The following is a 26,115-nucleotide window of genomic DNA, read 5'->3' as shown; positions in this document are numbered from 1 at the left end:
GTTTACACCTGCTTGTCGTTCTTGGCTTCTTCTTTGTTAGCCGAAGTTTGCTGTTTGTCCGCCAGCGTTTTGGCAGCGAAGTCAGCGTCCTGCTCTTTCGGTTGATCCTTTTTGTCGTCCTCGTCACCCATGGCTTTTTTGAAGCCACGAATCGAAGAACCCAAATCTGAACCCAGATTACGTAATTTGTTGGTACCGAACAGAAGTACAACAATCACGGCAATGATTAACAATTGCCAGATACTGATACCGCCCATGAGATAGCCTCTAATATTCTGTGAAAACGATGAGGTAATGCACCACAGAGTGCCCTTTTCAACCGGGCCTGAGCCAGCGACATTACCTTTTTTTAGACGGACGTGACAATCAGTTTGTCTTACGCCAGCCGATTAACCAGGAGACAATTCCTGCGGCCATCAAAACCGCCGGGAAAAAGTCCCAATCCGGTCGGGTGAGCAGCACAGCCGTTCCGCTTAACAGCAACGTTGCACCGACGCCGAACAGGTAACGCGCCTGATGGTGCCGGACGCGCTGCGCATTCATATCGCCCACTAATTTATCGACGCTGTGCCTTAAAAGTTTGTGCTGGCGCATGCTGTCGTAAAACAGCTCCGGCAGCTCAGGGAGCTTCTCAGCCCAGAATGGCGCTTTCTCTTTTACCGCACGGATAATAGCCGGTAATCCCACCTGATCTTTGATCCACTCTTCCAGGAAGGGCTTGGCTGTCTTCCACAGGTCGAGCTGCGGATAGAGCTGACGGCCGATGCCTTCAACATAGAGCAGCGTTTTTTGCAGCAGGACCAGCTGCGGCTGCACTTCCATATTAAAGCGGCGTGCGGTGTTGAACAGGTTCAGCAGCACATGCCCGAAGGAGATTTCAGCCAGCGGTTTTTCAAAAATCGGCTCGCAGACCGTGCGAATCGCAAACTCGAAATCTTCTACGTTGGTATCGGGCGGCACCCAGCCTGAGTCAACGTGCAACTCCGCGACCTTACGGTAGTCACGGTTGAAGAAGGCGATAAAGTTTTCAGCCAGATAGCGCTTATCTTCTTTGTTCAGTGAACCCACGATACCGCAATCGATGCCGATATATTGTGGATCTTCCGGATGTTCATAGCTGACAAAAATATTGCCAGGATGCATATCCGCATGGAAGAAGCTGTCGCGGAAGACCTGGGTGAAGAAGACCTGCACGCCACGTTCTGCCAGCAGCTTCATATTAACGCCATGACGCTCCAGCGTGGCAACATCTGAAATCGGAATGCCGTAGATGCGCTCCATCACCATCATGGTTTCGCTGCAGTAGTCGGAATAGACTTCCGGCACATAGAGCATGCGGCTATCTTCAAAATTCCGGCGCAGCTGAATGGCGTTGGCCGCTTCACGTAACAGATTCAGCTCATCAAGCAGGGTTTTCTCATAATCGCGCACCACCTCGACCGGACGCAGACGACGGCCATCCGGCAACAGGCGCGGGACCCAGCGGGCCAGGCGATAGATCAGCTTCATGTCCGCCCGAATCACCGGCAAAATATCGGGGCGAATCACTTTGATCACCACTTTCTTGCCAGTTGATTTCAGCGTGGCGGTGTGCACCTGCGCAATGGATGCCGAAGCCAGTGGCTTGATATCAAAATCATCAAACCAGGTTTCAATCGGCGCGCCCATTGAAGCTTCAATCTGCGCTTTGGCTTTGACGCCATCGAACGGCGCAACACGGTCCTGCAGGATCGCCAGTTGATCGGCAATCAGCGGCGGGAAGAGATCACGACGGGTCGACAGCATCTGGCCAAACTTGATCCAGACCGGACCCAGCTGCTCCATCGCCATGCGCATACGTGCGCCGATCGGTTCATGCTGATGCAGATTAGGGATCCAGAAAACAGAGCGACGCCACAGGCGAAACAGGAAAGTGAGGCGTGTCTGAGGAATCAGTTCATCAAGGCCATAGGTCAGAAACACCTTCATGATCAGATATAAGCGGCGGATCTCTCCAAAACTCATTTTGCCTCCAGCTGCGCCAGACGCGCATCAAGCGCCTCAAGCGAACGTTCCATCGCGTCGACCTCCTCAGAAAACCAGGCTAATTCCAGCGAGCCAGGCGCAACACGCCACTCTTCGGTTATGGCCTGTCCGAGATAATCCTGGCGACGCTGCACTTCACCTTTGAAAAAGCGTAATGCCTGTTGTGAGCGCTGGCTGATCCCCTGTGCGGCGATATCGCCGACCCAGGGAGCCAGATATTCTGCCGGATCCAGCTCAGCCAGATCCATCAGCGCAGAGAACTGCTGCACCACCTGCAGGTCACCTTCAACCTGCAGTTCACCGCTACGGAGCAGCGGCGTCAGCTGCTGGCGATCGCGCAGCTTCGGCAGGGTTTTCAGCGAGGTGATCACCGTGCAGTCACTGCGATCCTGCCAGTCAGCTAACACATCGACCTGCTGTTCACTGAAGACCAGCACCAGCGGATGAGAGAGCTCATTCAGGCGCAGCGTCAGCACTTTGCCATTCAGGCGTTGCCGCGCCGGTTTCAGGCCACGATCGCGATAGAGAATACGGTTCAGCGCCGTTTCCAGGCCCGCGGTAATCAAGGGCGTCAGGTTCATTACCATCTCACTCAGAACTTAAATCCACGATGCAGCGCCACAATGCCGCCGGTCATATTGGAGTAAGTGGTATTTTCAAAACCGACATCGTTCATCATCGCTTTCAGGGTCTCCTGATCGGGATGCATGCGGATCGATTCGGCCAGATAGCGATAGCTCTCTGCATCCTGCGCCACCAGCTGTCCGATACGCGGCAGAATATGGAACGAGTAGGCGTCATACGCTTTGCTCAGCGGATCCAGGACGGGTTTAGAGAACTCCAGCACCAGCAGGCGTCCGCCCGGCTTGAGTACCCGGAACATAGAGGCCAGCGCCTTCTCTTTTTCAGTAACGTTACGCAGGCCAAAAGAGATGGTAATGCAGTCGAAATAGTTATCGGGGAAAGGCAGGGCTTCGGCATTGGCCTGTACGTAACTCACGTTGCCGACCACGCCCTGATTGCGCAGCTTTTCGCGGCCCATCTTCAGCATGGAACTGTTGATATCGGCCAGTACAACCTGACCCGTTTCGCCCACCAGGCGAGAAAATTTAGCCGTCAGATCGCCGGTACCCCCCGCCAGATCCAACACGCGCTGACCGCGACGTACGCCGCTGCTGTCAATGGTAAAACGCTTCCAGATACGATGGACGCCAAACGACATCAAATCGTTCATCAGGTCATATTTTGCCGCTACGGAGTGAAACACGTCCGCGACTTTGTCAGCTTTTTCGCTTTTGGCGACCGTCTGAAAGCCAAAATGGGTAGTTTCCTGCTGTGATTCATCTGCCATCGGTTTTACCTGCTCCACAAACAATACTTCCCGAAGTGTATCAGAGTCACGGAAGTCAGGCACGCTGCGCCCATACTATTCGTGGAGGCGCCTCACATGCATCTCACTCTCATCCGCATCACTGTCATCATCTGCGTCATCAGCCGCCCGGTTTTCCGGCATGGCACGTTCGGCCAGCTGAGGATTAATTGGTCGTTTGATCTCCACGCCCAGCGCTCGAAATCCTTCAGTCTGCGCAATCAGATTGCCGCGCCCTTCTGACAGCTTTTTCATCGCCTCGCGATAGCTGTTTTGCGCCTTATCCAGGCTGTGACCAATGCCGCTCATGTCATCGACAAACAGCCGCATCTTGTCATAGAGCCGCGTTGCCCGATCGGCAATACGCTGTGCATTGCGGCTCTGATGCTCATAGCGCCACAGATTATTAATGGTACGTAACGCCACCAGCAGCGTGGTGGGGCTGACCAGCATGATGTTCTGCTGCAGCGCCTCGCCAATCAGCTCAGGCTGGCGGTCAATGGCCAGCAAAAAGGCGGGCTCCACCGGGATAAACATCAGCACATAATCCAGCGATCGTAAGCCGGGCAATTGTTGATAATCTTTTCGTCCCAGCAGGCGGATGTGCGCCCGCATGGCAGCGACATGTTCCTGAATAGCCTGCTCTCGCTCGATCTCATCATCCGCATTGAAGTAGCGCTCATAGGCCACCAGCGTCATTTTGGCGTCCACCACCACATCTTTGCCCTGCGGCAGGCGCACAATCACATCCGGCTGCATCCTGCCCTGCTGTTCTGACTGAATGCTCACCTGGGTTTCATATTCGTAGCCTTCACGCAGTCCGGAAGCTTCCAGTACCCGGCTCAGCACCACTTCACCCCAGTTACCCTGGATTTTATTATCGCCCTTCAGCGCTTTGGTCAGGTTAAGCGCCTCCTGCGCCATCTGCGCATTCAGCTGCTGTAACTGCCGGATTTCATGGGTCAGGGTATGCCGTTCACGCGCCTCTGCGCCAAAGCTTTCATGAACCTGACGACGGAAGCCATCAAGCTGTTCACGCAACGGACCAATCAGCCCGTCCAGACTTTGCCGGTTCTGTTCATCGACGCGACGGCCGCTGTTTTCGAAAATACGGTTGGCGAGGTTTTCAAACTGGGCGCTAAGGCGTTGTTCGCTGTTGGTCAGCAGGCGCTGTTTCTCTTCTGCGGCGAAACGGGTCTCTTCAAGGCGAATGGTCACCTCACGCAGCTCCGCTTCCTGTGCGCTGTTGACCTCCAGCTGATTGCGCAGTTCACGATTAAGCTGCTCACTTTCATTACGCCAGTAATCAAGCTGTTGCAGCCGCTCATTGGCGCCGCTCAGCGCGCCGTGCAGCTGACGAAGCTCCTGCTCACGCTGCTGCGTCTGCTGCTGAAGCTGTTCGATCTGCTGCTGCTGACGCTGTTGCGCCTCTTCCTGCAGACGGCGCTCGGTCTGGAAACTGGCGACCTGATGGCCGGCACGTAACTGTGCCAGCATCCAGCCAATCCCTAACCCGGCAAGCGCCAGACAGGCGCTGATAATGATGTGCTGATCCATGATTTCCCCCGCGACTCAGGCTGCTGAGGGAAAGGTAGAGTCGCACTGTATGAATGTCCAGATAATTTTAGCAGGATTCAGCGCCTTACAGCGCCGCCACCGTGAGCTTGCCAGCCTGCCACTCATCAATCAGGAAAAACGGCATGGGCAATAGCCATTCACCCTTTTTAACCTGCGCCAGATAGTGCCAGGTTGTCCCGCCCGAGGTGATCGCGACGCGCTGTCTGCTTCCCTCAGCGGCGCTGGATTTGCCGGTCATACTGGCAAAACCGGCATTGCTGCCCACATGGAAATGCGGCGTCTGCCAGCGCACGGGGGCATGGTCAGGCCACGGCTTGGCCTGATGAAAATGAAACAAATCATCGTGGCTCAGGAGGCTTTCACGCACCGTCGGCCACAACGCCACCTTGAGGAAATATTGATCGGTGAAGCGCTGGCTGCCCTGATACTGCGCAATGAAATCGCGCATCGCCTGTTCCACATCCCGGAAGACGCCGTGACAGCCGCCCCACATCCCTGCCAGCAGCAGCTCAGTATGGGAGAAGTAGTCACGCATATGGTGGAACCAGTAAGGCGACGCCAGCCAGGCGTTAACCGCTGCCGCTTCGCGCTCCGAGAGCAGCGAGTCGGCATCACGCACGATAAAACGCTTCACGCCCGGATCGTCCATTACCAGGAAACGCCACAGGGTCGGAAACAGCGTTTTCTCGTGAGACATATCGATCAGCTGGACGTGCGGCTGGTCAAGGCGCTGCCAGACATGCTGCGGCACGCTGTCATCGAGGTAGATGCGGCAGACCCAGCCGGGATAGAGCTCAGGCGCCACTTCAACGTTTTTGATTAAGGTTTCACAGTAGCGCGGCTGATCGCCATAGAGGCAGAAAGCGATGACATTCTGGTGCGGATGAGTGAGATCGACAGGCTCCGGTTGCGGAGCGGGAAATGTGGCGCGCTGCCCCTGACTGAAGCGCGCATCAGAGCGCATCAGCGAGGCCAGGCCATGACGCGCCACCTCATCCTTTTTATCCAGCCAGCCACACACTTCGGTCAGACCATCCAGCCAGGTTTCAGAGGCGGTAGCCTGTACAGCAGGCGGTGACTGATAAATTTTCTGGTAGATTTTGTACGATTTATTGTACTGACCCAGACGCAGCAGGCAGAGCGCGTAGTCGCTCAGCACCTGCATCTGATTGGGCATCGTGCGCAATACCTCTTCACAACATTGAGCGGCCAGCGCATAGTCGCCCTGTTGCATGGCGGCGCGAAAACGTTCGGCACTGCGTTCCAGCATGGCTTTGAGTGCGGCCGGATTAGCACCAGGGGCAGGACGTCGGACGGGAATCGTATTGCGCATAAAAACTCTCAGGTTTCACTGATATTACGCGCCGTTAACTACCGGCAGCAGATTTTGAGTCTGGACAAAAAACCTGCTGCCAGACGCGGTCGTTATAGTAAGCGACGCGCCGCTTCGACCACAATCTTCACTGCGTCACTTTCTGTCTGTTTCATGGTGACCGCATCCGGGATCTCTTTCTGAGTGCGGTTCACAATCACGCCCGCCACCATGCCGGCTCGCAGACCCTGGCTGGCGCACATGGTTAACAGTGTAGCGGATTCCATCTCATAGTTGAGAACGCCCATCTCCTGCCACTCTTTCATCGATCCCCTGAAGCGACTGACTACGCGGCCCGAGACGGTGTCGTAGCGCTCCTGACCCGGATAGAAGGTGTCAGAAGAGGCGGTGATGCCGATATGCGTTTTCGCGCCACAAGCTTCTGCGGCGGCAACCAGCGCGGTGGTGCAGGCGAAATCAGCCACTGCCGGGAACTCCATCGGCGCAAAATGCAGGCTGGCCCCGTCCAGGCGAACGGATGCGGTAGTCACCAGCACATCGCCGACATTGATATGCGGCTGGATAGCGCCCGTGGTACCGACACGCAGGAAGGTACGCACGCCAAGCTGCGCCAGCTCTTCGACCGCAATCGAGGTCGAAGGACCGCCAATGCCGGTTGAGCAGACCACGACCGGCTTACCATCAATTTTTGCCAGCCAGGAGGTAAATTCACGGTGTGAGGCGAGATGCGTGGCATCTTCCATCAGTCCGGCAATTTTCTTCACGCGCTCCGGATCGCCCGGCACAATCGCCAGGGTGGCGCCCTGCAGATCGGCTTTGGTCAGGCCAAGATGGAAAACGTCAGACTGTGTCATTTTCAGACTCCTGTTAAGGGAAGGTAGCGCGCCACTTTACGCCAGCACGCCCAATAAATATGTGACAACATTCACTTAAGAAAATGAAAGTTACATTTCCCGAAAGATAAATTGTGACGACAATCACACAATAGCATCTTCCTGGTGCGGATAGCTCGCGGTGGGGCTGTGTCAGGGTCTGCGCAATGTTAAAGAGAAGGATGATTTTATTCGCTGCTGATTCTGTGACCCGACACCTGGCGCATACGCTTTCCGGCCAGGCTATAGTTACGTGATTGCGCAAATGCTTGCACGGAGAGAATAATGAAACCCAGTGATAATATGGCACAAAAACCGGCGACGGGCGGCTTTGCCCCTGCCGTGCAGCCCACCGCCTCCACCACCATCATTACCGACAGCCCGGCGATTCACGCGGGTGAAACCTCAGTGCCCAGCCAGGGCGAAAATATGCCGGCATTCTTTGCAAAACCCCAGTCAGCGGAAGGCCCGTGGCCAGTCGTACTGGTCGTGCAGGAGATCTTTGGTGTGCATGAACACATCCGGGATATCTGCCGCCGCCTGGCGCTGGAAGGCTATCTGGCGATTGCGCCTGAGCTCTATTTCCGCGAGGGCGATCCCGCTGAGTATAATGATATCCCGACGCTGTTCAGCGAGCTGGTCAGCAAAGTGCCTGACAGCCAGGTGCTGGCCGATCTCGATCATGCCGCCAACTGGGCCGCACGCAACGGCGGCGATATTCGTCGCATGGGCATCACCGGTTTTTGCTGGGGTGGCCGAATCAGCTGGCTCTACGCCGCGCATAACCCGCAACTGCGCGCCGCCGTGGCGTGGTATGGACGACTGACCGGTGAGCGCACGCTGAAGCAGCAGAAGCATCCTATTGATATTGCGGTCGATCTGAATGCGCCAGTATTAGGTTTGTATGGTGGCCAGGATGAGGGTATCCCGCTGGAGAGCGTCGAGCAGATGCGTCAGGCACTGCATGCCGCCAATGCGACCGCAGAGATCATCGTCTATCCCGAAGCGGGTCATGCCTTTAATGCTGACTATCGTGCAAGCTACCATGCTGAATCTGCCAATGATGGCTGGCAGCGGATGCTGGCCTGGTTCAGGCAGTATGGTGTTGCATCGCAGTAAATGAAAAAGGGGCGCTTATGCGCCCTTGGTTTTTTCGCCCCACCAGACCCGATTCCCTACGCCGTTTCTCCACGCAATTTCTTCGCTGCCGTCACCATATTCGCCAGCGCCTGACGCGTTTCCGTCCAGCCACGTGTTTTCAAACCGCAGTCCGGGTTCACCCACAGACGCGCTTCCGGAATACGTTTCGCCGCCTTAAGCAACAGTGCTTCTATCCACTCCACGCTGGGGACGTTAGGCGAATGGATGTCGTAGACGCCGGGACCGATTTCATTCGGGTAGTCGAAGTTCTCAAACGCCTCCAGCAGGTCCATGTCAGATCGCGAGGTTTCGATGGTGATCACATCGGCATCCAGCGCCGCGATAGCGTCCATAATGTCGTTAAATTCGCAGTAACACATATGGGTGTGAATCTGGGTTTCATCCCGCGCCACCGCCGCATTCAGTCGGAAGGCCTCCACCGCCCAGTTCAGGTAGGCGGCCCACTCTGACTGATGCAGTGGCAGACCTTCACGCAGCGCAGGCTCATCAATCTGGATAATCCCGATGCCGGCATTCTCCAGGTCTTCGACTTCATCACGCAGCGCCAGCGCGATCTGTTTCGCGATGGTTTCACGTGACACATCTTCACGCGGGAATGACCAGCAGAGGATGGTTACCGGACCGGTCAGCATCCCTTTTACCGGCTTGTTGGTCAGCGACTGGGCATATCTGGCCCACTCAACGGTGATCGCCTCCGGACGACTGACATCGCCAATAATGACAGGCGGTTTCACACAGCGTGAACCGTAGCTCTGAACCCAGCCATTCTGTGTAAAGACAAACCCCTCCAGATGTTCGCCGAAGTACTCAACCATGTCGTTACGTTCCGCTTCACCGTGAACCAGCACATCCAGCCCCAGCCGCTCCTGTTCGAGAATCGCCTGCTTAATGTGCTCCGCGATGCCGGTGCGGTAATGGTTGCTGTCGAGCCGGCCCTGTTTAAAGTCGAGGCGCAGGCCGCGAATTTCAGTGGTCTGCGGAAAAGAGCCGATGGTGGTGGTAGGCCAGGCTGGCAGATTGAAACGCTGACGCTGCAGGACCGCCCGCACCGGATAAGCGCTCTGGCGTTCACTGTGCTGTGGGGTAATGGCCTTAATACGCTGGCCCACCGCCGCATTATGCACGCGGCGGGAGTGAGCGCGGGCGTGTACCGGTGCGCTCCAGGCTTCCAGCGCCGTCGCATCGTTGTTGTTGAGTGCCTGACTCAGCAGTGATAGCTCGGCACATTTCTGCAGCGCAAAGGCGAACCAGCTTTTGACTTCATCATCCAGACGGGTCTCGACGCTCAGGTCGATAGGGCTGTGCAGCAGCGAGCAGGAGGAGCCGATCCACACCTGTTCACGCGCTCTGGTCAGCGGTTGCAAGCGGCTGAACCAGCGGCTCAGATCGGCGCGCCAGACGTTGCGTCCGTTGATCACGCCGAGCGACAGCAGCCAGCTGGCGGGCAGTTGCTGATTCAGTTGCTGAATATCATCACGACCATGGACCAGATCGACATGCAGCCCCTGCACCGGCAGCGCACGAATCACATCAATGTTCTGGCCGATGCTGTCAAAATAGGTGGTCAGCAGCAGTTTGCTGTGACCCTGCAGTGCGTCATACGCCGGCTGGAAGGCTTCGCGCCACGTCTGCGGCAGCTCCAGTGCCAGAGCGGGTTCATCAATCTGTACCCATTCGATGCCGCGCTTAGCCAGTTCCGCCAGCACCTGCTGATAGACCGGCAGAATTCCCTCCAGCAGCGACAGACGTTCAAACGGCTCACCCTTCACTTTACCCAGCCACAGATACGTCACCGGCCCCAGCAGCACTGGCTTGATGTTGTGTCCCAGCGCCAGTGCCTCATCCACCTCGTCCAGCAGCTGGGTCCAGGTCAGTTTAAACGTCTGACCCTGGGTAAATTCTGGCACCATGTAGTGATAGTTGGTGTTAAACCATTTGGTCATTTCTGCCGCCGCCGCAGGCTCACCGGTCGGCGCACGACCGCGTCCCAGGCGGAACAGGGTGTCGAGGTCCACTGTGCCGGCTTTGTTCTGATGACGCGCGGGCACGTTACCCAGCATCAGGCTGGTGGTCAGCACATGGTCATACCAGGCGAAATCGCCGACCGGCAGCAGATCGACGCCCGCCTCTTTCTGTTGTTGCCAGTGTCGCGCACGCAGCTCACGGCCCGTCGCCAGTAACGCCTGCTGCGTGCTGTCGCCAGCCCAGTAACTCTCCAGCGCTTTTTTCAGTTCACGGCGCAGGCCAATACGGGGAAAGCCGAGGGTATGGTTCAGGATAGTCATGTGCTGTTCTCCAGATAATCTTTCACTTTGGCTGAAATGGGCAGCCAAAGATGTTTAGCCGTCCAGATGTTTACACTGCTATACTCTGCGGGTACTGTATATTGCTCAAGCGCAATATGTTCATTTTCGATGTGAAGGACTCTCATGATCGAACTCAAGCACCTGCGGACGCTTCAGGCTCTGCGCAATACGGGCTCGCTGGCGGCGGCGGCGGCCCAGCTTCATCAGACGCAATCGGCGTTGTCTCATCAGTTCAGCGATCTGGAGCAGCGGCTGGGATTCCGCCTGTTCGTGCGTAAAAGTCAGCCGCTGCGCTTTACGCCGCAGGGCGATATTCTGCTGCAGCTGGCAGAGCAGGTGCTGCCGCAGATTCAGCAGGCATTGCAGGCCTGCCATGAGCCACATCAGACCACGCTGCGGGTGGCGATAGAGTGTCATAGCTGCATCCAGTGGCTGACCCCCGCGCTGGATAAATTCCGTCAGAGCTGGCCGCAGGTGGTGATGGATTTCAAATCGGGCGTGACCTTTGATCCTCAACCCGCCCTGCAACAGGGTGAGCTGGATGTGGTGCTGACCTCCGATATCCTGGCGCGCTCGGGTCTGTTCTACTCCCCGATGTTTGATTATGAAGTGCGGCTGGTGCTGGCAACGGATCACCCGCTGGCGCAGGTTGAGCAGATTTCGCCGGAAGATCTAGCCGATGAGGTGTTGATGATCTATCCGGTGCAGCGTCAGCGTCTGGATATCTGGCGTCACTTCCTGCAACCTGCAGGCGTCAGTCCGGCACTGAAAAGTGTGGATAACACCCTGCTGATGATTCAGATGGTCTCGGCACGTATGGGGATTGCCGCGCTGCCGCACTGGGTGGTGGAGAGTTTTGAGAAGCAGGGTCTGGTGGTCACCCGCACGCTGGGCGATGGCCTGTGGAGCCGTCTTTATGCGGCCGTGCGCGAAGGGGAGCAACGTCAGCCGGTGCTGGAAGCGTTTATCCGCTTTGCCCGTCAGCACGCCTGTGAGCATCTGCCTTTTGTGCGCGACGCCGCGCTGCCCGGTGCGGTGTTGCAGCGATAATCTGGCGGGCACAAACCTGCGCGAAGGCGGGCAAAATCCCCTATAATGCGCAGCCTGTCGACTGACCACGAGAAGATTTCACCATGACTAACAATGATATTCTGCGCAGCGTGCGCTATATGCTCAACCTGAGCGATGCCAAAATGGTGGAGATTTTTGCGCTGGCGCAATGTGACGTGCCGCTGGCGGATATTCAGGCGTGGCTGAAAAAAGATGACGATGCTGCGTTCCGTCCCTGCCCCGATGTGCTGATGGGTTATTTCCTGAATGGCCTGATCTTCTACCGTCGCGGCAAAAGTGAAGATGCGCCCGCGCCGTCGATTGAGCGCAAGATGACCAATAACATCTTCATGAGAAAGCTGCGTATCGCTTTTGATCTGAAAACAACCGACATTCCTGATGTACTGAAGCGCGTGAATTTTACCGTTTCACAGGCTGAGATTGGTGCGATTTTCCGCAAACCTGATCATAAGAACTATCGCGAATGCGGCGATCAGATTCTGCGTAACTTCCTGAAAGGGCTGGCGATGATTCAGCGTCCTAAGAGTGAAAAGCCTGCTTAACGTCTGTGGCTGATCGCTTCGGGTACCTGCGTGGTCAGAAGTGGCACATCTGATCGCAAAGAAAGCCTGCATCCATGCAGCACGGCCTCGCCATCCCTGGCTCGGACGCTTTGCTCCTCAGTTGCGCCACCTCTTCCCTTAAGCTTCTTCATGGCTTTTTAATCAGCAACACCAGGCCAGCCCTGGGGAGTGAAAGCGGGTCATCGTTAGAGCCTTCGTCGCAGGGAAAAAAAGCGCCGGGAGCATTTCTGAACCATCCTGGAAGATTCCTTCGCGATCGCACACGCCAGCTCCATCGCGAATGCTCTACGTTTCAGCGCGCCATCCCCTCCTTCATATTCGCTCTGAGCCCCTGGTTCAACTGCGATGATGCTGTTAAGTCTCCAGGGCTGGCGCGTCTGAAGAGCGAAGCGTCCGGGCCAGGGATGGCCCGGCCGATCCACAGGGATGTGAGATTCCTTCGCGATCGGACGCGCCAGCCCGGGAGGCCGCACCCATGCAACAGCCCTGTTTATGATCGGTCACCGCGCCCCACCACCCAGCGCTTATGCACCCACAACGAGGCGAGGATCACCAGTGCGCCCGCAATAAAGCTTGGCCAGTGCGGTTTCTCCTGCCAGATAGCCAGATTCACCAGCAGCCCGGCAGGAACGTGCATGTTATTCATAATGCCCAGCGTGCCGGCATCGACCTGGGTCGCACCATAATTCCACATAAAATAGCCGAGACCGGAAGCCGCAATGCCCAGCCAGACCAGAATGCCCCACTGCAATGAGGTGGTCGGCAACTTCTGCGGATTACCCCAGGCACACCAGGCGATCACCGCAATCAACACCGCACCCAGATAGAACCAGGAGAAGGCCGTGTGCTGCGGCATCGGGCGGGTCTCCTGCAGACGCTTATAGCCCACCATTCCCGCCGCAAAGCAGATATTTGCCAGTTGCACTAACAGCAGACCAAACCAGAAATGATCGCTGACTTTGTCATAGCGAATAATGGCCGCACCTGCCACAGCCAGCAGTGCACTGAAGATATAACCCATGCGCAGTGGACGACGGCTGATCAGATCGTAAATCAGCGTCACATAAAGCGGCGTCATCACCGTAAACAGCAGGAATTCCGACACGCTAAGGTAGAGATAGGCTTCGAAACTCAGCAGATACATCACGCCCAACTGCAGCATCCCGACCAGCATGTAAAGCAACAGCGTTGAAGGGCGATGACCACGCCAGCGCAGGAAAGGTAAAAATACCAGCGCAGCCAGCGCCAGTCGCATCAGTACAGAGAACCAGCTGTCCACCTGCCCGGCAAGGTATTCGCCAATCAGACTGAACGAAAAGGCCCACAGAATGGTGGTAATAATCAATAAAAACACGGTGACGACCCCGAAATTAACAGGCCGTCAGTGTAAACAATGTGCTGCCATCAGGCTGTGAAATCTGGTTGACATCTGATTACAAACCAGGCGATCAGAATAGCCATCGGAAAAGGGCTTTCGCTTCCTGACATAACTGTCTGCATAAAGATCTTTCAGCCAGATAAAATGCGCGAAATGATCCATCGCATGATCACTTCCGCTCCAGAATGTAATAAAAGTGTAACAAATGTGTCATTCATCACAGTAACGTTGCGCAACTAACACTATTCTTTGCGCGAAATGGAACATTCTGCGTCCATTTTCTTCTGCTCTTTTCCTGCCCCAACCTGCTGGGAATTAAAAACCATAATGTGCCCTGGAGGGCCTCACTGATGCTGAGCATTTTTAAACCTGCACCACGTCAGCCGCAGGTGGCGGAGGATCACGTTGATCCGCTCTACCGTCGTCTGCGCTGGCAAATTTTCATCGGGATCTTCTTTGGTTACGCCGCCTACTATCTGGTCAGAAAAAACTTCGCACTCGCCATGCCCTACCTGGTAGAGCAGGGTTTTTCACGTGGCGATCTCGGTTTTGCCTTATCCGGCATATCCATCGCCTACGGCTTTTCAAAATTCATCATGGGATCGGTCTCTGACCGCTCAAACCCGCGCGTCTTCTTACCGGCAGGCCTGATTCTGGCTGCGACAGTGATGCTGATCATGGGATTCGTTCCCTGGGCCACCTCCAGCATTATGGTGATGTTCGTGCTGCTGTTTATCTGCGGCTGGTTCCAGGGCATGGGCTGGCCACCTTGTGGACGTACCATGGTTCACTGGTGGTCGCAGAAAGAGCGCGGCAGGATCGTTTCGGTCTGGAACTGCGCCCATAATGTCGGCGGCGGTATTCCGCCTCTGCTGTTCCTGCTCGGTATGGCGTGGTTCAACGACTGGAAAGCGGCACTCTATATGCCGGCGTTTGGCGCCATCGCCATTGCGATTCTGGCCTTTGCGCTGATGCGTGATACGCCGCAATCCTGTGGTCTGCCACCGATTGAAGAGTACAAAAACGACTATCCGCCCGACTACGATGCCAGCCATGAGGAGGAGCTGACGGCTAAACAGATCTTCATGAAATATGTGCTGCCGAACAAGCTGCTGTGGTACATCGCGCTGGCCAACGTGTTTGTTTATCTGCTGCGCTACGGCATTCTCGACTGGTCGCCGACCTATCTCAGAGAAGTAAAACACTTCACGCTGGATAAATCGTCGTGGGCTTACTTCCTGTATGAGTATGCGGGGATCCCCGGAACGCTGCTGTGCGGCTGGATGTCGGACAAAGTGTTCCGCGGTAATCGCGGTGCGACCGGGGTGTTCTTTATGACGCTGGTAACCATCGCGACCGTGATCTACTGGCTTAACCCGGCGGGCAATCCTGGCGTCGATATGGCCTGTATGATTGTGATTGGCTTCCTGATCTACGGTCCGGTGATGCTGATTGGTCTGCACGCGCTGGAGCTGGCCCCGAAAAAAGCGGCGGGGACGGCGGCGGGCTTCACCGGCCTGTTCGGCTATCTGGGTGGATCGGTGGCAGCCAGCGCCATTGTCGGTTACACCGTCGATTACTTCGGCTGGGACGGCGGCTTCATGGTGATGATTGCTGGCTGTGTGCTGGCGGTTATCCTGCTGTTACTGACCATGGTCAGCGAACACAAACACAAAAAGACCCCTGCCTGACGGCAATAAAAAAAGGGCCGGATATCCGGCCCTTTTTTTGCGCTGACGGCTTAAGCAAGATAGAGCGTGCGCAGCGTCTGCGGCACGGCATCATCGGCATTTGAACCGATCACATCCAGCTCCGGCAGCGTATCTTTCAACCGCTGATGGGCGTTCTGCATGATAAATCCCTTACCCGCCATGCTCAGCATCTCCACATCGTTCATGCCGTCGCCAAAGGCGATACAGCTTTCCAGTGAATGGCCCAGCGTTTTCGCGACCGCTTCCAGCGCATGCCCTTTCGACACGCCGCCCGCCATCACTTCCAGACAGGTAGGCAGTGAGAAACTGACGTTAACCCGATCGCCCCAGCGCGCTTCAATCGCCTGTTCCATCGGGATCAGATGCTCGGGATTTTCGCAGGTGAAAAAGACCTTGCTGATATTATCGGTTGGCAGCAGACCCGGCTCATAGACCTGATAGTTGAACACCGACTCGCGGAAATAGTCCTGCTCAGCCGGGCTTGAGCGGCTGACAAACCACTCATCGTCGCGGTAAACGTGGGTCAGAATATCGCTGTGATGATATTGCAGGCCAAACAGATCGCTGGCGATATCCTCATCCAGATTATGACTGAACACCAGTTCGCCCTCGGCGTTGTGCACGCGCGCGCCGTTTGAGGTGATCATATAGGCCGGAATCGCCAGGCTGTCGCGCATCTGTCCGACATCGATATGATGACGGCCGGTGGCGAATATAAAGTGAATATCTTTCGCGACCAGCTGCTGCAGCGTTTCACGCGCAAAAGGGGTCAGACGATGTTCGGGAGAAAGCAGCGTGCCATCCAGATCGGATGCAACGATGTGATACATGAAAACCTCGGGTATCTGGTTCTGCCGGCCTTAACCGGTCGTATAAATAACGTCAGTGGTGCGAGGAAAAGAAGTCGACCACTGCATTGAGTGCTTCGGCGCGCATCTCATCCTTTTCAAACAGGATCTCATGACGCGCACCGTCGATCACCCGTGGCTTATTGCCCTCACACGGATGACCCGCCGCCGCCATCGCAGCACAAAAAAGGTCCTGCGAACGATTGTCGACCACCCGATCATCGCTGGCCTGTAACAGTAGCAGTGGCGTGGTGATCTTATCGACCTGACTGATGATGTTGCGACCTGCATGGATGCCTTCACGTACCCAATGGTAGGTTGGCCCGCCAACGCGAATCGCCGGATCGTCCGCATAAAAGCGCAGATTTCGCCGGTAACGCTCGGTGCTGTGCGTCAGCCGGTTAATGCCAAACGGATGCGCACGCCAGCGGCCGGTGCCGAGCGCATAGCCATCGCGCATCGCCGGACGCTTCTCCGCCCAGTCCAGGATCCGATGGGCCAGAAAAGAGGGCAACGGTAAAGCAATGCCAAACATCGGCGCCACCAGCGCGACCGCATGAAACGCCTGCGGCTGACGCGCCAGAAACAGCGTTAAGATTGCGCCGCCCATGGAGTGAGCCAGCGCATAGCGCTGCTGGTAGTGACCGCTGATAATCTCTTTCAGATAGAGCGTTTCAAGGTCGTCGACATAATGGGTAAATTCCGCCACGTGACCGCGATGTGAATCTTCCAGCAGGCGATCGGAACGCCCCTGACCGCGATGGTCAAGGATCACCACATCAAATCCGCAGTGAAACAGATCGTACGCCAGCTCAGGATATTTTATGTAACTCTCGATGCGTCCCGGCACAATCAGGATCACACGCTTGTGTTGCGGTGATGTGAAGCGGACGTAGCGCAGCGTCAGATTACCCACGCCGGTAAACTCAAGCTCTTCGCGGCTGTGCCAGAAATCGAGCAGTGGCCCGGTAGCGAAGGCAGCAAAGGCTTTTTCTCGTCGCAGCCAGCTGGCTTTGTGTTGATTCATTCGCCCTCCTGATGACCGGATAAAGAGTCCTGAATGCCATGCGCAGGCCGTAGCGCCGCGCTTATTTCTGGCGTATTGTGTCACAATTCCGCTACTAAAGAGAGCCTGACCCATGACCATCGAATGGTGGCTGACCTATCTGCTTACCACTACAATTCTCAGCCTGTCGCCCGGTTCCGGCGCAATCAACACCATGAGTACCGGTATCAGCCACGGCTATCGCGGCACGGTGGCCTCTATCTCCGGTTTGCAGGTCGGCCTGGCGCTGCATATCGTGCTGGTCGGCATCGGTCTGGGCGCGCTGTTTTCTCAGTCGCTGCTGGCGTTTGAGATTCTGAAATGGGCCGGTGCGGCCTATCTGGTCTGGCTGGGTATTCAGCAGTGGCGCTCAGCGGGTGGCATTGATCTGGATGCGGTCGCCAGAGCGATGCCGCGTCGTCGCCTGTTCAAACGCGCCGTGCTGGTTAACCTGACCAACCCGAAAAGTATCGTCTTTCTCGCCGCCCTGTTCCCGCAATTTATTCAGCCGCATCAGCCGCTATTTATGCAGTATCTGGTGCTGGGCGTCACCACCGTTGTGGTCGATATCATCGTGATGATTGGCTACGCCACGCTGGCAACGCGGATTGCGGGCTGGATTAAGGGACCAAAACAGATGAAGTTAATGAACCGCATTTTTGGCGGGCTGTTTATGGCGGTAGGCGCACTGCTGGCCAGCGCCAGAAAAATCGCTTAACGTCTTTCGCGCCGAATTCGGCGCGGAAGATTATCCCTTATTCCCTGGCCCCGCTACGGCGCTGCCAGTGGAACCGCACGCAACACAATGATGCCCGGCTTCGAACGCATATATTCCCTGAACGGCGCATCGACAACTTTTCGATTAACGGCCAGCGAAGAGGCGTTCCTGAACCACAAGCGGCCATCATGCCGGACAGCAATCCCCACATGCGTAACATCCAGGCTCTGACTGGTGGCGTAAACCCCCACGTAATCGCCGGTCTGAATTTGCTTCAGCACCTGCGGTGTGATCGCCCGGGCCGGAATGTAAGTGACAGGACGTGCAATCACACCCAGACCGGGCACCTGTTCTGCTCCGCTGGCCTGACGATTCAGGTGCTTCACCACCGTCACCGTATCCGGGCTAAGAGTGCGGGTCACGTCATCGGCATTGCGCGGGCTATCGGCAAACCAGTCGGAAAAAAAGTGGCGACGATTCCGGTAGCTGACCTCACCGCCAGCGTAGCGGGTCCGAATCAGGTTAGCCTCAAAGCTGGCACGATCGTGGCTGCGGCTCAGCGCCTGCACGTAATCAAGCAGCGTGTAACAATCCACACCGTTGAAATTGATCACCAGCGCTTCCGGACGCGTGGGAGAACCGATCAGCGTATCCGCTTCATAGGGTGTTCCGAGAAACGTCGCAGAGATCCGGCTAATCCTTTCGCCCTGCGTCTGATCGACATCGGACAGCGTCTGCATCAGGATCGAGGTGACCTCATCGGTCTGGCCCGGCTCTGGCGCAGGGTTGCGGGCGGCATCAGGCGAGGCGCAGGCGCTGATACAGGCCGTCATCAACACCAGTAATATGAACTTCACTCTCATCATCCTCTCCATAAACGTTGCGCCTGCTTCCCGACTTTAATGGAGATATGGATATGAATGATTAATAAAGAGTGACGATTTATCTGCGGTTGCAACAGCAAAACTCCCTGAGCCCTGGAATGTGACATCCGTCACACAAGCGAACTCTCTGGAGGAAGCGACAGCAAGGGAGGTTTCTGCCGGAGGCGCAACGCGCACGCCGGCATAAGGGCTGAAACGGTGTTTAACGCGAAAGAATCAGGTGGATACCAAAACCGGCAAACAGTACGCCGGCCATGCCATCGACCCATTTCGCCAGTCGCTGATACTTAGCGCGGATCCACGGCAGCGCAAAAATCGCCGCCACCAGGGTAAACCAGGCAAAAGTTTCACCGACAATCAGCAGGAACAGACCCCAGCGCTCCGCCGAACCGACATCGTCGCCAACAAACAGCGAGAAGACGCTACCGAAGTAGATAATGGCTTTAGGATTCGACAGATTCGTCAGCAGGCCTTTGAGAAAGCTCATGCCGCGTTTCGGCAACGCAACCACCGGCTCATCCTGCTGCGGCTGTTTGTGACGCTGACGTGCCGAGCACATCAGCTGCCAGCCCATCCACAACAGATAAAGTCCACCGCCGACCATGATGATCTGATGCAGCCAGGCCATTTTTTCCAGAATCAGATGCAGCCCCATCAGCGCCACACCCGCCCAGACCACAATGCCCAGCGTAATGCCCAGTACACCCATCATCGCCTCTTTGCGCGAGCGACTGGCGGCAGTCTGTGACACGAAAAAGAAATCGGGGCCGGGGCTCATCAGCGCCACCAGATGCACCAGCGCCACAGTGGCGAATAACATCAGCATAATCAGTGTCCTTTACTCTTCATCATCAAGATGCTCTTTGATCATCACCAGGAAAGGTTTGCCAAAGCGCTCCAGTTTGCGGTGACCCACGCCGTTGACGCTGAGCATCTCGGACGCGCTGACCGGCATCTGTTCTGCCATCTCTATCAGTGTGGCGTCATTGAACACCACGTAAGGCGGAATATTCTCTTCATCGGCGATCGCTTTTCGCAGCTTACGCAGCTTGGCGAACAGTTTGCGATCGTAGTTGCCACCGTGAAACTTCGCCGGACTGCTGCTTTTTGTTTTTGCGGTGATTAAACGCGGCACCGCCAGCATCAGTGGCACTTCACCACGCAGCACCGGCCGCGCCGCTTCGGTGAGCTGCAGAGCCGAATGCATAGCGATGTTCTGCGTCACCAGCCCCAGATGGATTAGCTGACGTAACACGCTCACCCAATGTTCGTGGCTCTGATCTTTGCCCAGTCCATAGACCGGCAGTTTGTCATGACCCTGCTCACGGATACGCTGATTGTTGGACCCGCGCAGCACCTCAACGATATAGCCCATACCAAAACGCTGACCCACGCGGTAGATGCCGGAGAGGGCTTTTTGCGCTTCAACCAGGCCGTCATAACGTTTAGGTGGGTCAAGACAGATATCGCAGTTATCGCACGGCTGCTGGCGGCCCTCGCCAAAATAGTTCAGCAGCACCAGACGGCGGCAGGTCTGCGCTTCAGCAAACGCGCCCATGGCGTTGAGTTTGTGACGCTCAATATCCTGCAGCGGCCCGGGCACTTTCTCTTCCAGACATTTACGCAGCCAGGCCATATCGGCCGGGTCGTAAAGCATCATCGCTTCGGCAGGCAGACCATCACGTCCGGCTCGCCCGGTTTCCTGATAATAGGACTCGATGTTGCGCGGAATATCGAAGTGGACCACAAAACGGACGTTGGGCTTGTTGATGCCCATGCCAAAGGCCACCGTCGCCACCACGATTTGCAGATCGTCACGCTGAAACGCTTCCTGCACCCGGCCACGCTGCTCGCTGTCGATCCCGGCGTGGTATGCCCCGACGCTGAACCCCCGGCTTTGCAGTCGCGCGGCGGTGTCTTCCACCTTCGCCCGGCTGTTGCAGTAGATAATGCCGCACTTGCCGCGCTGATCCTGAACGTAACGCAGCAGCTGATCGGTGGGTTTAAATTTCTCCACCAGCGTGTAGCGAATATTGGGGCGGTCAAAGCTGCTGATCTGGATCAGCGGATCCTGCATATGCAGCAGGTTAACGATGTCGTTGCGGGTGGTTTCATCCGCGGTCGCGGTCAGCGCCATTACCGGTAATTCCGGGAAGCGCTGACGCATCTTGCCGAGTGCGCCATATTCCGGACGGAAATCGTGGCCCCACTGGGAAATACAGTGCGCTTCATCCACCGCCAGCATCGCCGGTTGCCAGTACGCCAGACTGTCCAGGAAGTTATCCATCATCAGGCGTTCCGGGGCGATGTAGAGCAGCTTAACCCGACCGGTTCGGCAGTCGGCCATCACCGTCTGCTGCTGATCGCGCGTCATGGTGGAGTTGAGATACGCCGCCGCCACGCCGTTCGCCAACAGCTGATCGACCTGATCTTTCATCAGCGAGATCAGCGGCGACACCACCAGCGTCAGCCCCTCGCGCACCAGCGCAGGGATCTGATAACAGAGCGATTTACCACCGCCGGTGGGCATCACCACCAGACAATCGCGCCCGCTCAGCGCCTCATTGATGATCGTCTGCTGACCGGGACGAAAATGCTGGTAGCCGAAGGTATCCTGCAATACCTGCTGCGCCAGCGCTTCCTGATTAAGAACTGCCGAGGTTGCCACGCGATTCCTGTCTTACGTTATGGATTAGAACAAGTCGTTAAGTGTTACACCCACACCCAGACGCGTCTGGCGATGGTTGTAATCGATCAGTGATTCACCGTAACCGCTAAACACCTGAGTATAGAAGCGAACGTGCTCAGTGATAGGGTAGCTCCAGCCCAGGGTCGCGCCGCCATAACCGCTGTTCCAGTTATAGTTACCCTCTACGCTGAAGATATTGTCGCCGAGCTTATAGCCCAGACGGGTGCGGTAGTAACCCATATATTTGGTGATATCGGGATTATCATCGCTGTTCGCCCCTTCAGGGATACGATACCAGGGTTTGATTTCCGCCAGGAAGTTACCATTCTCTGCCATCAGACGCGCATAGACGCGGTTCCAGCTGCGCGAGGTGGGATCGCTTCGTCCGTTGGATTGGTGATTCAGACCCACTTCGACATCACGCAGTGTCCAGCCCGCCAGCGAATAGTCGGTCGCCCAGCCCAGGAAAATCTGCGGCTCATAGTTGGTCTCACGGAATGGCGATGACTCAGCGCTATTCGACAGCTGCCACCAGGAACGCTGGGTGTAAGAGGCTGCCAGCACCGAGTTGTCGCCCAGAATACCGCGCCACAGCGGAAACGCCAGGCTGAGCTGGAATTTCACTTCATCTTTGCGGGCATTCTCTCCCCAGTTATAGGAGGAGATCGCCTCTTTATTGAGGTCGCTGGTATAGGTATAAAGCAGATAGTTGTTCTCGTAAGGATAGAGAACAAACGGGTTATCATGCTTCTCCAGCAGGTTAGCAATAATGCTGCCCTGAACCTGTGGCGCGTCATGAACCTCTTTAATATGGGCTTCATCCGCCTGCGCCAGCGCAGGAAATATCAACATTGCCGCCAGCAAGGCGCGATGCTTACGCATAAAATTCTCCGGTGAGCAGCTGCGTATCAAAGTAACTGAAAGGGTGTCGTAAAAAGCAGGCCATTCTACACGCAAATGGCAGTGAGCATGAGTGCTGATTTTTTAAACTGGAAACACCCTCGCAGGCGGCATAGAATACACAACTCATTCATATTCCGCGCCCCTCTGGCCCGATTTTTTCAGGACACATCATCATGTCATCACCCGTGCTGACACAGCAGGACGCTCGCCAGCTGGTCGGCGAAATTTTCGTTTATCACATGCCGTTTAATCAGGCGCTGGGCCTGGAACTGATGCGCCTTGACGCAGACTACGCAGAGATCAGCTTCAATAACAAAACCATGCTGGTGGGCAACCAGGCGCAGCAGATTCTGCACGGCGGCGTTATCGCGTCGGTACTGGATGTGGCGGCGGGCATGGTCTGCGTCAGTAATGCGTTAACCCGTCAGGAAAGCATCAGCGAAGCGGATCTGCGCCAGCGTCTGTCACGCATGGGTACCATTGATATGCGCGTCGACTATCTGCGTCCCGGACGCGGCGAACGCTTCACCGCCACCAGCAGCCTGCTGCGCGCCGGTAACAAAGTCGCCGTGGCGCGCGTGGAACTGCACAATCAACAGGGCGATTATATCGCCACGGCTACCGCCACCTATCTTATCGGCTAACCACGCCATTGAATGGATCGCATATGGATACGCAACAAACCCGCCAGGGCGTTGGCTTTGCACTGGGCGCTTACTTTATCTGGGGCATTGCGCCCGCTTATTTCAAACTGGTAAAGCAGGTTCCCGCCACGGAAATCATGACGCACCGGGTGATCTGGTCTGCACTGTTTATGCTGTTACTGATTACCCTGAGCCGCAGCTGGCCCGGCGTTCGCAGCGTGTTGCGCCAGCCTAAAAAAGTGCTGCTGCTGGCGCTGACGGCCGTGACTATCGGCGGCAACTGGCTGCTGTTTATCTGGGCAGTCAACAATCAGCATATGCTGGAAGCCAGCCTGGGCTACTTTATTAACCCGCTGATCAACGTGGTGTTCGGCATGCTGTTTTTGCGCGAACGGTTTCGCCGCTTGCAGTGGCTCGCCGTGCTGCTGGCCACCGTCGGTGTGCTGGTGCAGCTGTGGCAGTTTGGCTCGTTACCGATCATCGCGCTGGGCCTGGCGCTGAGTTTTGCCCTGTATGGCCTGGTGCGTAAAAAGATTCAGGTCGATGCGCAGAGCGGCATGCTGATTGAAACCCTGTGGCTGTTTCCGCTGGCGGCGATTTACCTGTTTGGCTTTGCCGACAGCGCCACCAGCCACTTATCCGCCAACCCACTGAGTCTCAACCTGAAGCTGATAGCGGCGGGCATTGTGACCACCATTCCGCTGATGCTGTTTGCGGCAGCCTGCAGCCGTCTGCGACTTTCCACCGTAGGCTTCTTTCAGTATCTCGGCCCAACGCTGATGTTTGTGCTGGCGGTCGCGTTTTACGGTGAGACCATCACGCCAGACAAGATGGTGACCTTTGGCTTCATCTGGCTGGCGCTGCTGGTATTTGTATGCGATGCGGTGGCGTTTTCATTCCGTTCCCGTTCGCGCATAACGTGAAATAAAGCGCGCTAAAGCCGGGCCGGTCAGCAGGATGGTAAAGAGACGCAACGTCTGCAACGCCATCACAAACGCCATGTTGACCTGGGTTCCCGCCGCAATGATCGCCACCGTGTCCAGCCCGCCTGGACTGGTGGCGAGATAGGCCGTCATCAGATCGATATCCAGCATTTGCGTCAGCATCCACGCCAGCCCGCCACACAACAGCATCAGCCCGAAGATCGAGGCCAGCATCTGCGGCAGCGTGCGCAGTGCCAGCAGAAAAATCGGGCGGGTGAAACGTAATCCCACGCTCCAGCCAATCAGTGCATAGGCCACGGCCAGCAGCCATTCCGGCACCTGTAACACCGCGATGTCGCTACTGTGCAGTGCCGCACCCGCCAGCGCAGGCAGCAGCAGCGCGCCAGAAGGAATGCGCAGTCGTGTGCCCAGCCACGCGCCTGTCAGCATCACCACCAGGGTGACAACAAAGCCATGATTCAGCGGTGGAAACCAGAGCAGCGAGACGCTGTGCGCCTCATCGCCCAGTCCGATGCGCGCCACCAGCGCGGCCGCCGAGGCGACAAACAGCACCCGCAGATACTGCATGAATGCGACCAGCCGTACGTCAGCGCCAAAGTCACCCGCCATCGCCACCATGGCAGTTGCACCGCCCGGCGACGATCCCCATGCGCCGGTCGGGCCAGGCAGATGACTGAAGCGCACCAGCAGAAAACCTGACAGGCCGCTGGCCGCCAGCGTCAGCAGCAGCACCGCCAGCACGATCGGCCAGTCCTGGATCAGCGGGGCCAGAATCGAAGGCGACAGACTCTGCGCAATCATGCAGCCCAGTACGGCCTGAGCGAGCAGGAACAGCCGTTTATCAATTCGCAGCGTGGCACCCGACAGCCCCATCACTACACCCACAATCATCGGTCCCAGTAACAGCGCAGCGGGCACATGAAAATAGTGCAGCACCGCGCCCAGCAATACTGAGATCAGCAGCAGCAGCGTCCACTGCGCGCGCAACGAAAAAGCGTCCATAAGAAGTTAATAATTTGTAAAAACAGGAGGGTAAGATTACGCAGAAATGGGGACAGGAGCCAGCAGAACGGGCCATCTCAGATGGCCCGTTCTTATTTTAAAGCCAGTTTTTACGTTTGAAATAGAGATAAGGCGCCAGTCCGGCCAGAATCATCAGGCCGATCGCCGCCGGATAACCGAAGCTCCACTTCAGTTCCGGCATAAACTCAAAGTTCATCCCGTAGCTGGAGGCCACCAGCGTCGGCGGCAGAAACACCACGGAGACCACCGAGAAGATCTTGATGATGCGGTTCTGCTCGATGTTGATGAAACCCATCGCCGCCTGCATCAGGAAGTTGACCTTCTGAAACAGTGATTCGTTATGCGGCAGCAGCGATTCGATATCGCGCAGAATTTCACGCGCCTGCTCCAGCTGATTGCCCGGCAAACGTGCTTTGCGTACCAGGAAGTTCAGAGCGCGCTGGGTATCCATCAGACAGAGGCGCACCTTCCAGCCGATATCTTCCAGTTCCGCTAATCGCGACAGCGCCTGATCGTACTCTTCGCCCTGCTGACCTTCCATGATCACCCGGCTGAGTTTCTCCAGTGCGCTGTAGATGTTCTCGATTTCGTCCGCCAGCTGCTCGATTTTGGTTTCAAACAGGTCGAGCAGCAGCTCAAAGGCATTGCCGTCGATCAGGGTCTGATTACGGGCGCGCATGCGATAGAGACGGAACGCAGGCAGCTCACGTTCGCGCAGCGTGTAGAGACGGCCTTCACGGATGGTGAACGCCACGGTGGAGTTACCGGCGTGATCGTCAGCGTCTTCATAGAAGAAGAAGGAGTGGATATGCAGACCATCTTCATCTTCGAAGAAGCGTGCCGAGGCCTCGATATCTTCCAGCTCAGGCCGTGTTGCCAGACTCTGGCCTAGCTCAGATTGCACGCGATCACGTTCGCCCTCTTCCGGCTCGATCAGATCGACCCAGACAGAGGTCGTCAGTTTGTCGTTTTCGTCTTCCAGCTCCAGTCGCGTCAGGCGGCTGTGATCCAGTTTAAATGCGCTCAGCATAGCAATACTCCCCATTGCA

The 26,115-nt window shown here is 56.4% G+C and carries 24 protein-coding genes; 7 read left to right on the top strand and 17 right to left on the bottom strand.

The window, feature by feature from the left end; translation table 11 throughout:
- Positions 1 to 2: 2 nt before the first annotated feature.
- The 7 genes from tatA to udp form a co-directional block, all read right to left on the bottom strand.
- A complete protein-coding gene (gene tatA / locus ACMGGP_RS18845; protein WP_010257244.1) occupies positions 3 to 257 on the bottom strand; it encodes a Sec-independent protein translocase subunit TatA in 255 nt (84 codons plus the stop codon).
- A gap of 109 nt (positions 258 to 366) precedes the next feature.
- Positions 367 to 2,004 carry a ubiquinone biosynthesis regulatory protein kinase UbiB gene (gene ubiB / locus ACMGGP_RS18840; RefSeq protein ID WP_010257248.1) on the bottom strand — a complete coding sequence of 546 codons (1,638 nt, stop codon included), beginning with the start codon at positions 2,002 to 2,004 and terminating at the stop codon, positions 367 to 369.
- Positions 2,001 to 2,606, bottom strand: a complete 606-nt coding sequence (gene ubiJ, locus ACMGGP_RS18835) for a ubiquinone biosynthesis protein UbiJ (RefSeq protein ID WP_425013914.1) — start codon at positions 2,604 to 2,606, stop codon at positions 2,001 to 2,003. Before ubiJ ends, ubiB begins: the two co-directional genes overlap by 4 nt.
- 11 nt (positions 2,607 to 2,617) lie before the next feature.
- On the bottom strand, positions 2,618 to 3,376 hold the full coding sequence (ubiE, locus tag ACMGGP_RS18830; RefSeq protein WP_008926452.1) for a bifunctional demethylmenaquinone methyltransferase/2-methoxy-6-polyprenyl-1,4-benzoquinol methylase UbiE: 759 nt from the start codon (positions 3,374 to 3,376) through the stop codon (positions 2,618 to 2,620).
- A gap of 75 nt (positions 3,377 to 3,451) precedes the next feature.
- Positions 3,452 to 4,951 carry a DNA recombination protein RmuC gene (gene rmuC, locus ACMGGP_RS18825; protein ID WP_010257260.1) on the bottom strand — a complete coding sequence of 500 codons (1,500 nt, stop codon included), beginning with the start codon at positions 4,949 to 4,951 and terminating at the stop codon, positions 3,452 to 3,454.
- 85 nt (positions 4,952 to 5,036) lie between these two features.
- Complete coding sequence (locus ACMGGP_RS18820; RefSeq protein WP_157354025.1) at positions 5,037 to 6,305, bottom strand: tetratricopeptide repeat protein; 1,269 nt, start codon at positions 6,303 to 6,305, stop codon at positions 5,037 to 5,039.
- A 92-nt stretch (positions 6,306 to 6,397) separates the two neighbouring features.
- Complete coding sequence (gene udp, locus ACMGGP_RS18815; protein WP_010257266.1) at positions 6,398 to 7,159, bottom strand: uridine phosphorylase; 762 nt, start codon at positions 7,157 to 7,159, stop codon at positions 6,398 to 6,400.
- Positions 7,160 to 7,462: 303 nt separating this feature from the next.
- Between udp and ACMGGP_RS18810 the strand changes: the two genes are divergently transcribed.
- On the top strand, positions 7,463 to 8,296 hold the full coding sequence (locus tag ACMGGP_RS18810; protein WP_010671680.1) for a dienelactone hydrolase family protein: 834 nt from the start codon (positions 7,463 to 7,465) through the stop codon (positions 8,294 to 8,296).
- 56 nt (positions 8,297 to 8,352) lie between these two features.
- Here ACMGGP_RS18810 and metE read toward each other — a convergent pair whose 3' ends face one another.
- Positions 8,353 to 10,623: a 5-methyltetrahydropteroyltriglutamate--homocysteine S-methyltransferase gene (gene metE, locus ACMGGP_RS18805; protein ID WP_346437580.1), complete on the bottom strand. Its 2,271-nt coding sequence runs from the start codon at positions 10,621 to 10,623 to the stop codon at positions 8,353 to 8,355.
- A gap of 144 nt (positions 10,624 to 10,767) precedes the next feature.
- Here metE and metR point away from each other — a divergent pair, with 144 nt between their 5' ends.
- Together metR and ACMGGP_RS18795 are read left to right on the top strand one after the other, a co-directional pair.
- Positions 10,768 to 11,694, top strand: a complete 927-nt coding sequence (gene metR, locus ACMGGP_RS18800; protein WP_003854400.1) for an HTH-type transcriptional regulator MetR — start codon at positions 10,768 to 10,770, stop codon at positions 11,692 to 11,694.
- A gap of 83 nt (positions 11,695 to 11,777) precedes the next feature.
- Positions 11,778 to 12,257 carry a YehS family protein gene (locus ACMGGP_RS18795; RefSeq protein WP_010257278.1) on the top strand — a complete coding sequence of 160 codons (480 nt, stop codon included), beginning with the start codon at positions 11,778 to 11,780 and terminating at the stop codon, positions 12,255 to 12,257.
- Positions 12,258 to 12,768: 511 nt separating this feature from the next.
- On the opposite strand, the gene ACMGGP_RS18790 is transcribed toward ACMGGP_RS18795, so the two are convergent.
- The gene (locus tag ACMGGP_RS18790) at positions 12,769 to 13,632 is read right to left on the bottom strand and encodes a carboxylate/amino acid/amine transporter (protein ID WP_031292613.1); all 864 of its coding nucleotides are present in this window, start codon (positions 13,630 to 13,632) and stop codon (positions 12,769 to 12,771) included.
- Positions 13,633 to 14,006: 374 nt separating this feature from the next.
- Here ACMGGP_RS18790 and glpT point away from each other — a divergent pair, with 374 nt between their 5' ends.
- On the top strand, positions 14,007 to 15,347 hold the full coding sequence (glpT, locus tag ACMGGP_RS18785) for a glycerol-3-phosphate transporter (RefSeq protein ID WP_010257284.1): 1,341 nt from the start codon (positions 14,007 to 14,009) through the stop codon (positions 15,345 to 15,347).
- Between the two features lie 50 nt (positions 15,348 to 15,397).
- On the opposite strand, the gene yigL is transcribed toward glpT, so the two are convergent.
- Positions 15,398 to 16,198 (bottom strand): sugar/pyridoxal phosphate phosphatase YigL, encoded by an 801-nt coding sequence (yigL, locus tag ACMGGP_RS18780; RefSeq protein ID WP_010257286.1) that lies wholly within the window; start codon positions 16,196 to 16,198, stop codon positions 15,398 to 15,400.
- A 52-nt stretch (positions 16,199 to 16,250) separates the two neighbouring features.
- The gene (pldB, locus tag ACMGGP_RS18775; protein ID WP_010257288.1) at positions 16,251 to 17,243 is read right to left on the bottom strand and encodes a lysophospholipase L2; all 993 of its coding nucleotides are present in this window, start codon (positions 17,241 to 17,243) and stop codon (positions 16,251 to 16,253) included.
- 112 nt (positions 17,244 to 17,355) lie between these two features.
- Here pldB and rhtB point away from each other — a divergent pair, with 112 nt between their 5' ends.
- Positions 17,356 to 17,979, top strand: a complete 624-nt coding sequence (gene rhtB, locus ACMGGP_RS18770) for a homoserine/homoserine lactone efflux protein (RefSeq protein WP_010257290.1) — start codon at positions 17,356 to 17,358, stop codon at positions 17,977 to 17,979.
- A gap of 53 nt (positions 17,980 to 18,032) precedes the next feature.
- On the opposite strand, the gene ACMGGP_RS18765 is transcribed toward rhtB, so the two are convergent.
- From ACMGGP_RS18765 to pldA, 4 genes are all read right to left on the bottom strand, one after another.
- Positions 18,033 to 18,836 (bottom strand): DUF1460 domain-containing protein, encoded by an 804-nt coding sequence (locus tag ACMGGP_RS18765; protein ID WP_498798703.1) that lies wholly within the window; start codon positions 18,834 to 18,836, stop codon positions 18,033 to 18,035.
- A 229-nt stretch (positions 18,837 to 19,065) separates the two neighbouring features.
- On the bottom strand, positions 19,066 to 19,689 hold the full coding sequence (gene rhtC / locus ACMGGP_RS18760) for a threonine export protein RhtC (protein WP_010257296.1): 624 nt from the start codon (positions 19,687 to 19,689) through the stop codon (positions 19,066 to 19,068).
- A gap of 12 nt (positions 19,690 to 19,701) precedes the next feature.
- Entirely contained in the window at positions 19,702 to 21,531 is a 1,830-nt protein-coding gene (gene recQ, locus ACMGGP_RS18755; protein ID WP_187505908.1) for an ATP-dependent DNA helicase RecQ, read from the bottom strand.
- A gap of 24 nt (positions 21,532 to 21,555) precedes the next feature.
- On the bottom strand, positions 21,556 to 22,434 hold the full coding sequence (pldA, locus tag ACMGGP_RS18750) for a phospholipase A (RefSeq protein ID WP_010257301.1): 879 nt from the start codon (positions 22,432 to 22,434) through the stop codon (positions 21,556 to 21,558).
- A gap of 194 nt (positions 22,435 to 22,628) precedes the next feature.
- Here pldA and ACMGGP_RS18745 point away from each other — a divergent pair, with 194 nt between their 5' ends.
- On the top strand, positions 22,629 to 23,099 hold the full coding sequence (locus ACMGGP_RS18745) for a thioesterase family protein (protein ID WP_010257304.1): 471 nt from the start codon (positions 22,629 to 22,631) through the stop codon (positions 23,097 to 23,099).
- 23 nt (positions 23,100 to 23,122) lie between these two features.
- Complete coding sequence (gene rarD / locus ACMGGP_RS18740; protein WP_033767569.1) at positions 23,123 to 24,022, top strand: EamA family transporter RarD; 900 nt, start codon at positions 23,123 to 23,125, stop codon at positions 24,020 to 24,022.
- On the opposite strand, the gene ACMGGP_RS18735 is transcribed toward rarD, so the two are convergent.
- Positions 23,993 to 25,045 carry an AbrB family transcriptional regulator gene (locus ACMGGP_RS18735; protein ID WP_498798702.1) on the bottom strand — a complete coding sequence of 351 codons (1,053 nt, stop codon included), beginning with the start codon at positions 25,043 to 25,045 and terminating at the stop codon, positions 23,993 to 23,995. The genes rarD and ACMGGP_RS18735 overlap by 30 nt on opposite strands.
- 97 nt (positions 25,046 to 25,142) lie before the next feature.
- A complete protein-coding gene (corA, locus tag ACMGGP_RS18730) occupies positions 25,143 to 26,096 on the bottom strand; it encodes a magnesium/cobalt transporter CorA (RefSeq protein ID WP_003854370.1) in 954 nt (317 codons plus the stop codon).
- Positions 26,097 to 26,115 lie beyond the last annotated feature (19 nt).

This window comes from Curtobacterium sp. BNK-1, from assembly GCF_048685235.1.
In the GTDB taxonomy this organism is placed as follows: domain Bacteria; phylum Pseudomonadota; class Gammaproteobacteria; order Enterobacterales; family Enterobacteriaceae; genus Pantoea; species Pantoea agglomerans.
The sequence above is the reverse complement of the archived record's forward strand: the minus strand, read 5'-3'. Positions and strand labels throughout refer to the sequence as shown.

Coding starts and splice junctions, on each gene's coding strand:
- rmuC (WP_010257260.1), bottom strand. CDS start 4,951: ATGGATCAGCACATCATTATCAGCGCCTGTCTGGCGCTTGCCGGGTTA.
- corA (WP_003854370.1), bottom strand. CDS start 26,096: ATGCTGAGCGCATTTAAACTGGATCACAGCCGCCTGACGCGACTGGAG.
- ACMGGP_RS18810 (WP_010671680.1), top strand. CDS start 7,463: ATGAAACCCAGTGATAATATGGCACAAAAACCGGCGACGGGCGGCTTT.
- ACMGGP_RS18735 (WP_498798702.1), bottom strand. CDS start 25,045: ATGGACGCTTTTTCGTTGCGCGCGCAGTGGACGCTGCTGCTGCTGATC.
- glpT (WP_010257284.1), top strand. CDS start 14,007: ATGCTGAGCATTTTTAAACCTGCACCACGTCAGCCGCAGGTGGCGGAG.
- ACMGGP_RS18820 (WP_157354025.1), bottom strand. CDS start 6,305: ATGCGCAATACGATTCCCGTCCGACGTCCTGCCCCTGGTGCTAATCCG.
- metR (WP_003854400.1), top strand. CDS start 10,768: ATGATCGAACTCAAGCACCTGCGGACGCTTCAGGCTCTGCGCAATACG.
- udp (WP_010257266.1), bottom strand. CDS start 7,159: ATGACACAGTCTGACGTTTTCCATCTTGGCCTGACCAAAGCCGATCTG.
- pldA (WP_010257301.1), bottom strand. CDS start 22,434: ATGCGTAAGCATCGCGCCTTGCTGGCGGCAATGTTGATATTTCCTGCG.
- tatA (WP_010257244.1), bottom strand. CDS start 257: ATGGGCGGTATCAGTATCTGGCAATTGTTAATCATTGCCGTGATTGTT.
- ubiJ (WP_425013914.1), bottom strand. CDS start 2,606: ATGAACCTGACGCCCTTGATTACCGCGGGCCTGGAAACGGCGCTGAAC.
- ACMGGP_RS18745 (WP_010257304.1), top strand. CDS start 22,629: ATGTCATCACCCGTGCTGACACAGCAGGACGCTCGCCAGCTGGTCGGC.
- ubiB (WP_010257248.1), bottom strand. CDS start 2,004: ATGAGTTTTGGAGAGATCCGCCGCTTATATCTGATCATGAAGGTGTTT.
- rarD (WP_033767569.1), top strand. CDS start 23,123: ATGGATACGCAACAAACCCGCCAGGGCGTTGGCTTTGCACTGGGCGCT.
- yigL (WP_010257286.1), bottom strand. CDS start 16,198: ATGTATCACATCGTTGCATCCGATCTGGATGGCACGCTGCTTTCTCCC.
- ubiE (WP_008926452.1), bottom strand. CDS start 3,376: ATGGCAGATGAATCACAGCAGGAAACTACCCATTTTGGCTTTCAGACG.
- rhtB (WP_010257290.1), top strand. CDS start 17,356: ATGACCATCGAATGGTGGCTGACCTATCTGCTTACCACTACAATTCTC.
- metE (WP_346437580.1), bottom strand. CDS start 10,623: ATGACTATCCTGAACCATACCCTCGGCTTTCCCCGTATTGGCCTGCGC.
- ACMGGP_RS18795 (WP_010257278.1), top strand. CDS start 11,778: ATGACTAACAATGATATTCTGCGCAGCGTGCGCTATATGCTCAACCTG.
- rhtC (WP_010257296.1), bottom strand. CDS start 19,689: ATGCTGATGTTATTCGCCACTGTGGCGCTGGTGCATCTGGTGGCGCTG.
- pldB (WP_010257288.1), bottom strand. CDS start 17,243: ATGAATCAACACAAAGCCAGCTGGCTGCGACGAGAAAAAGCCTTTGCT.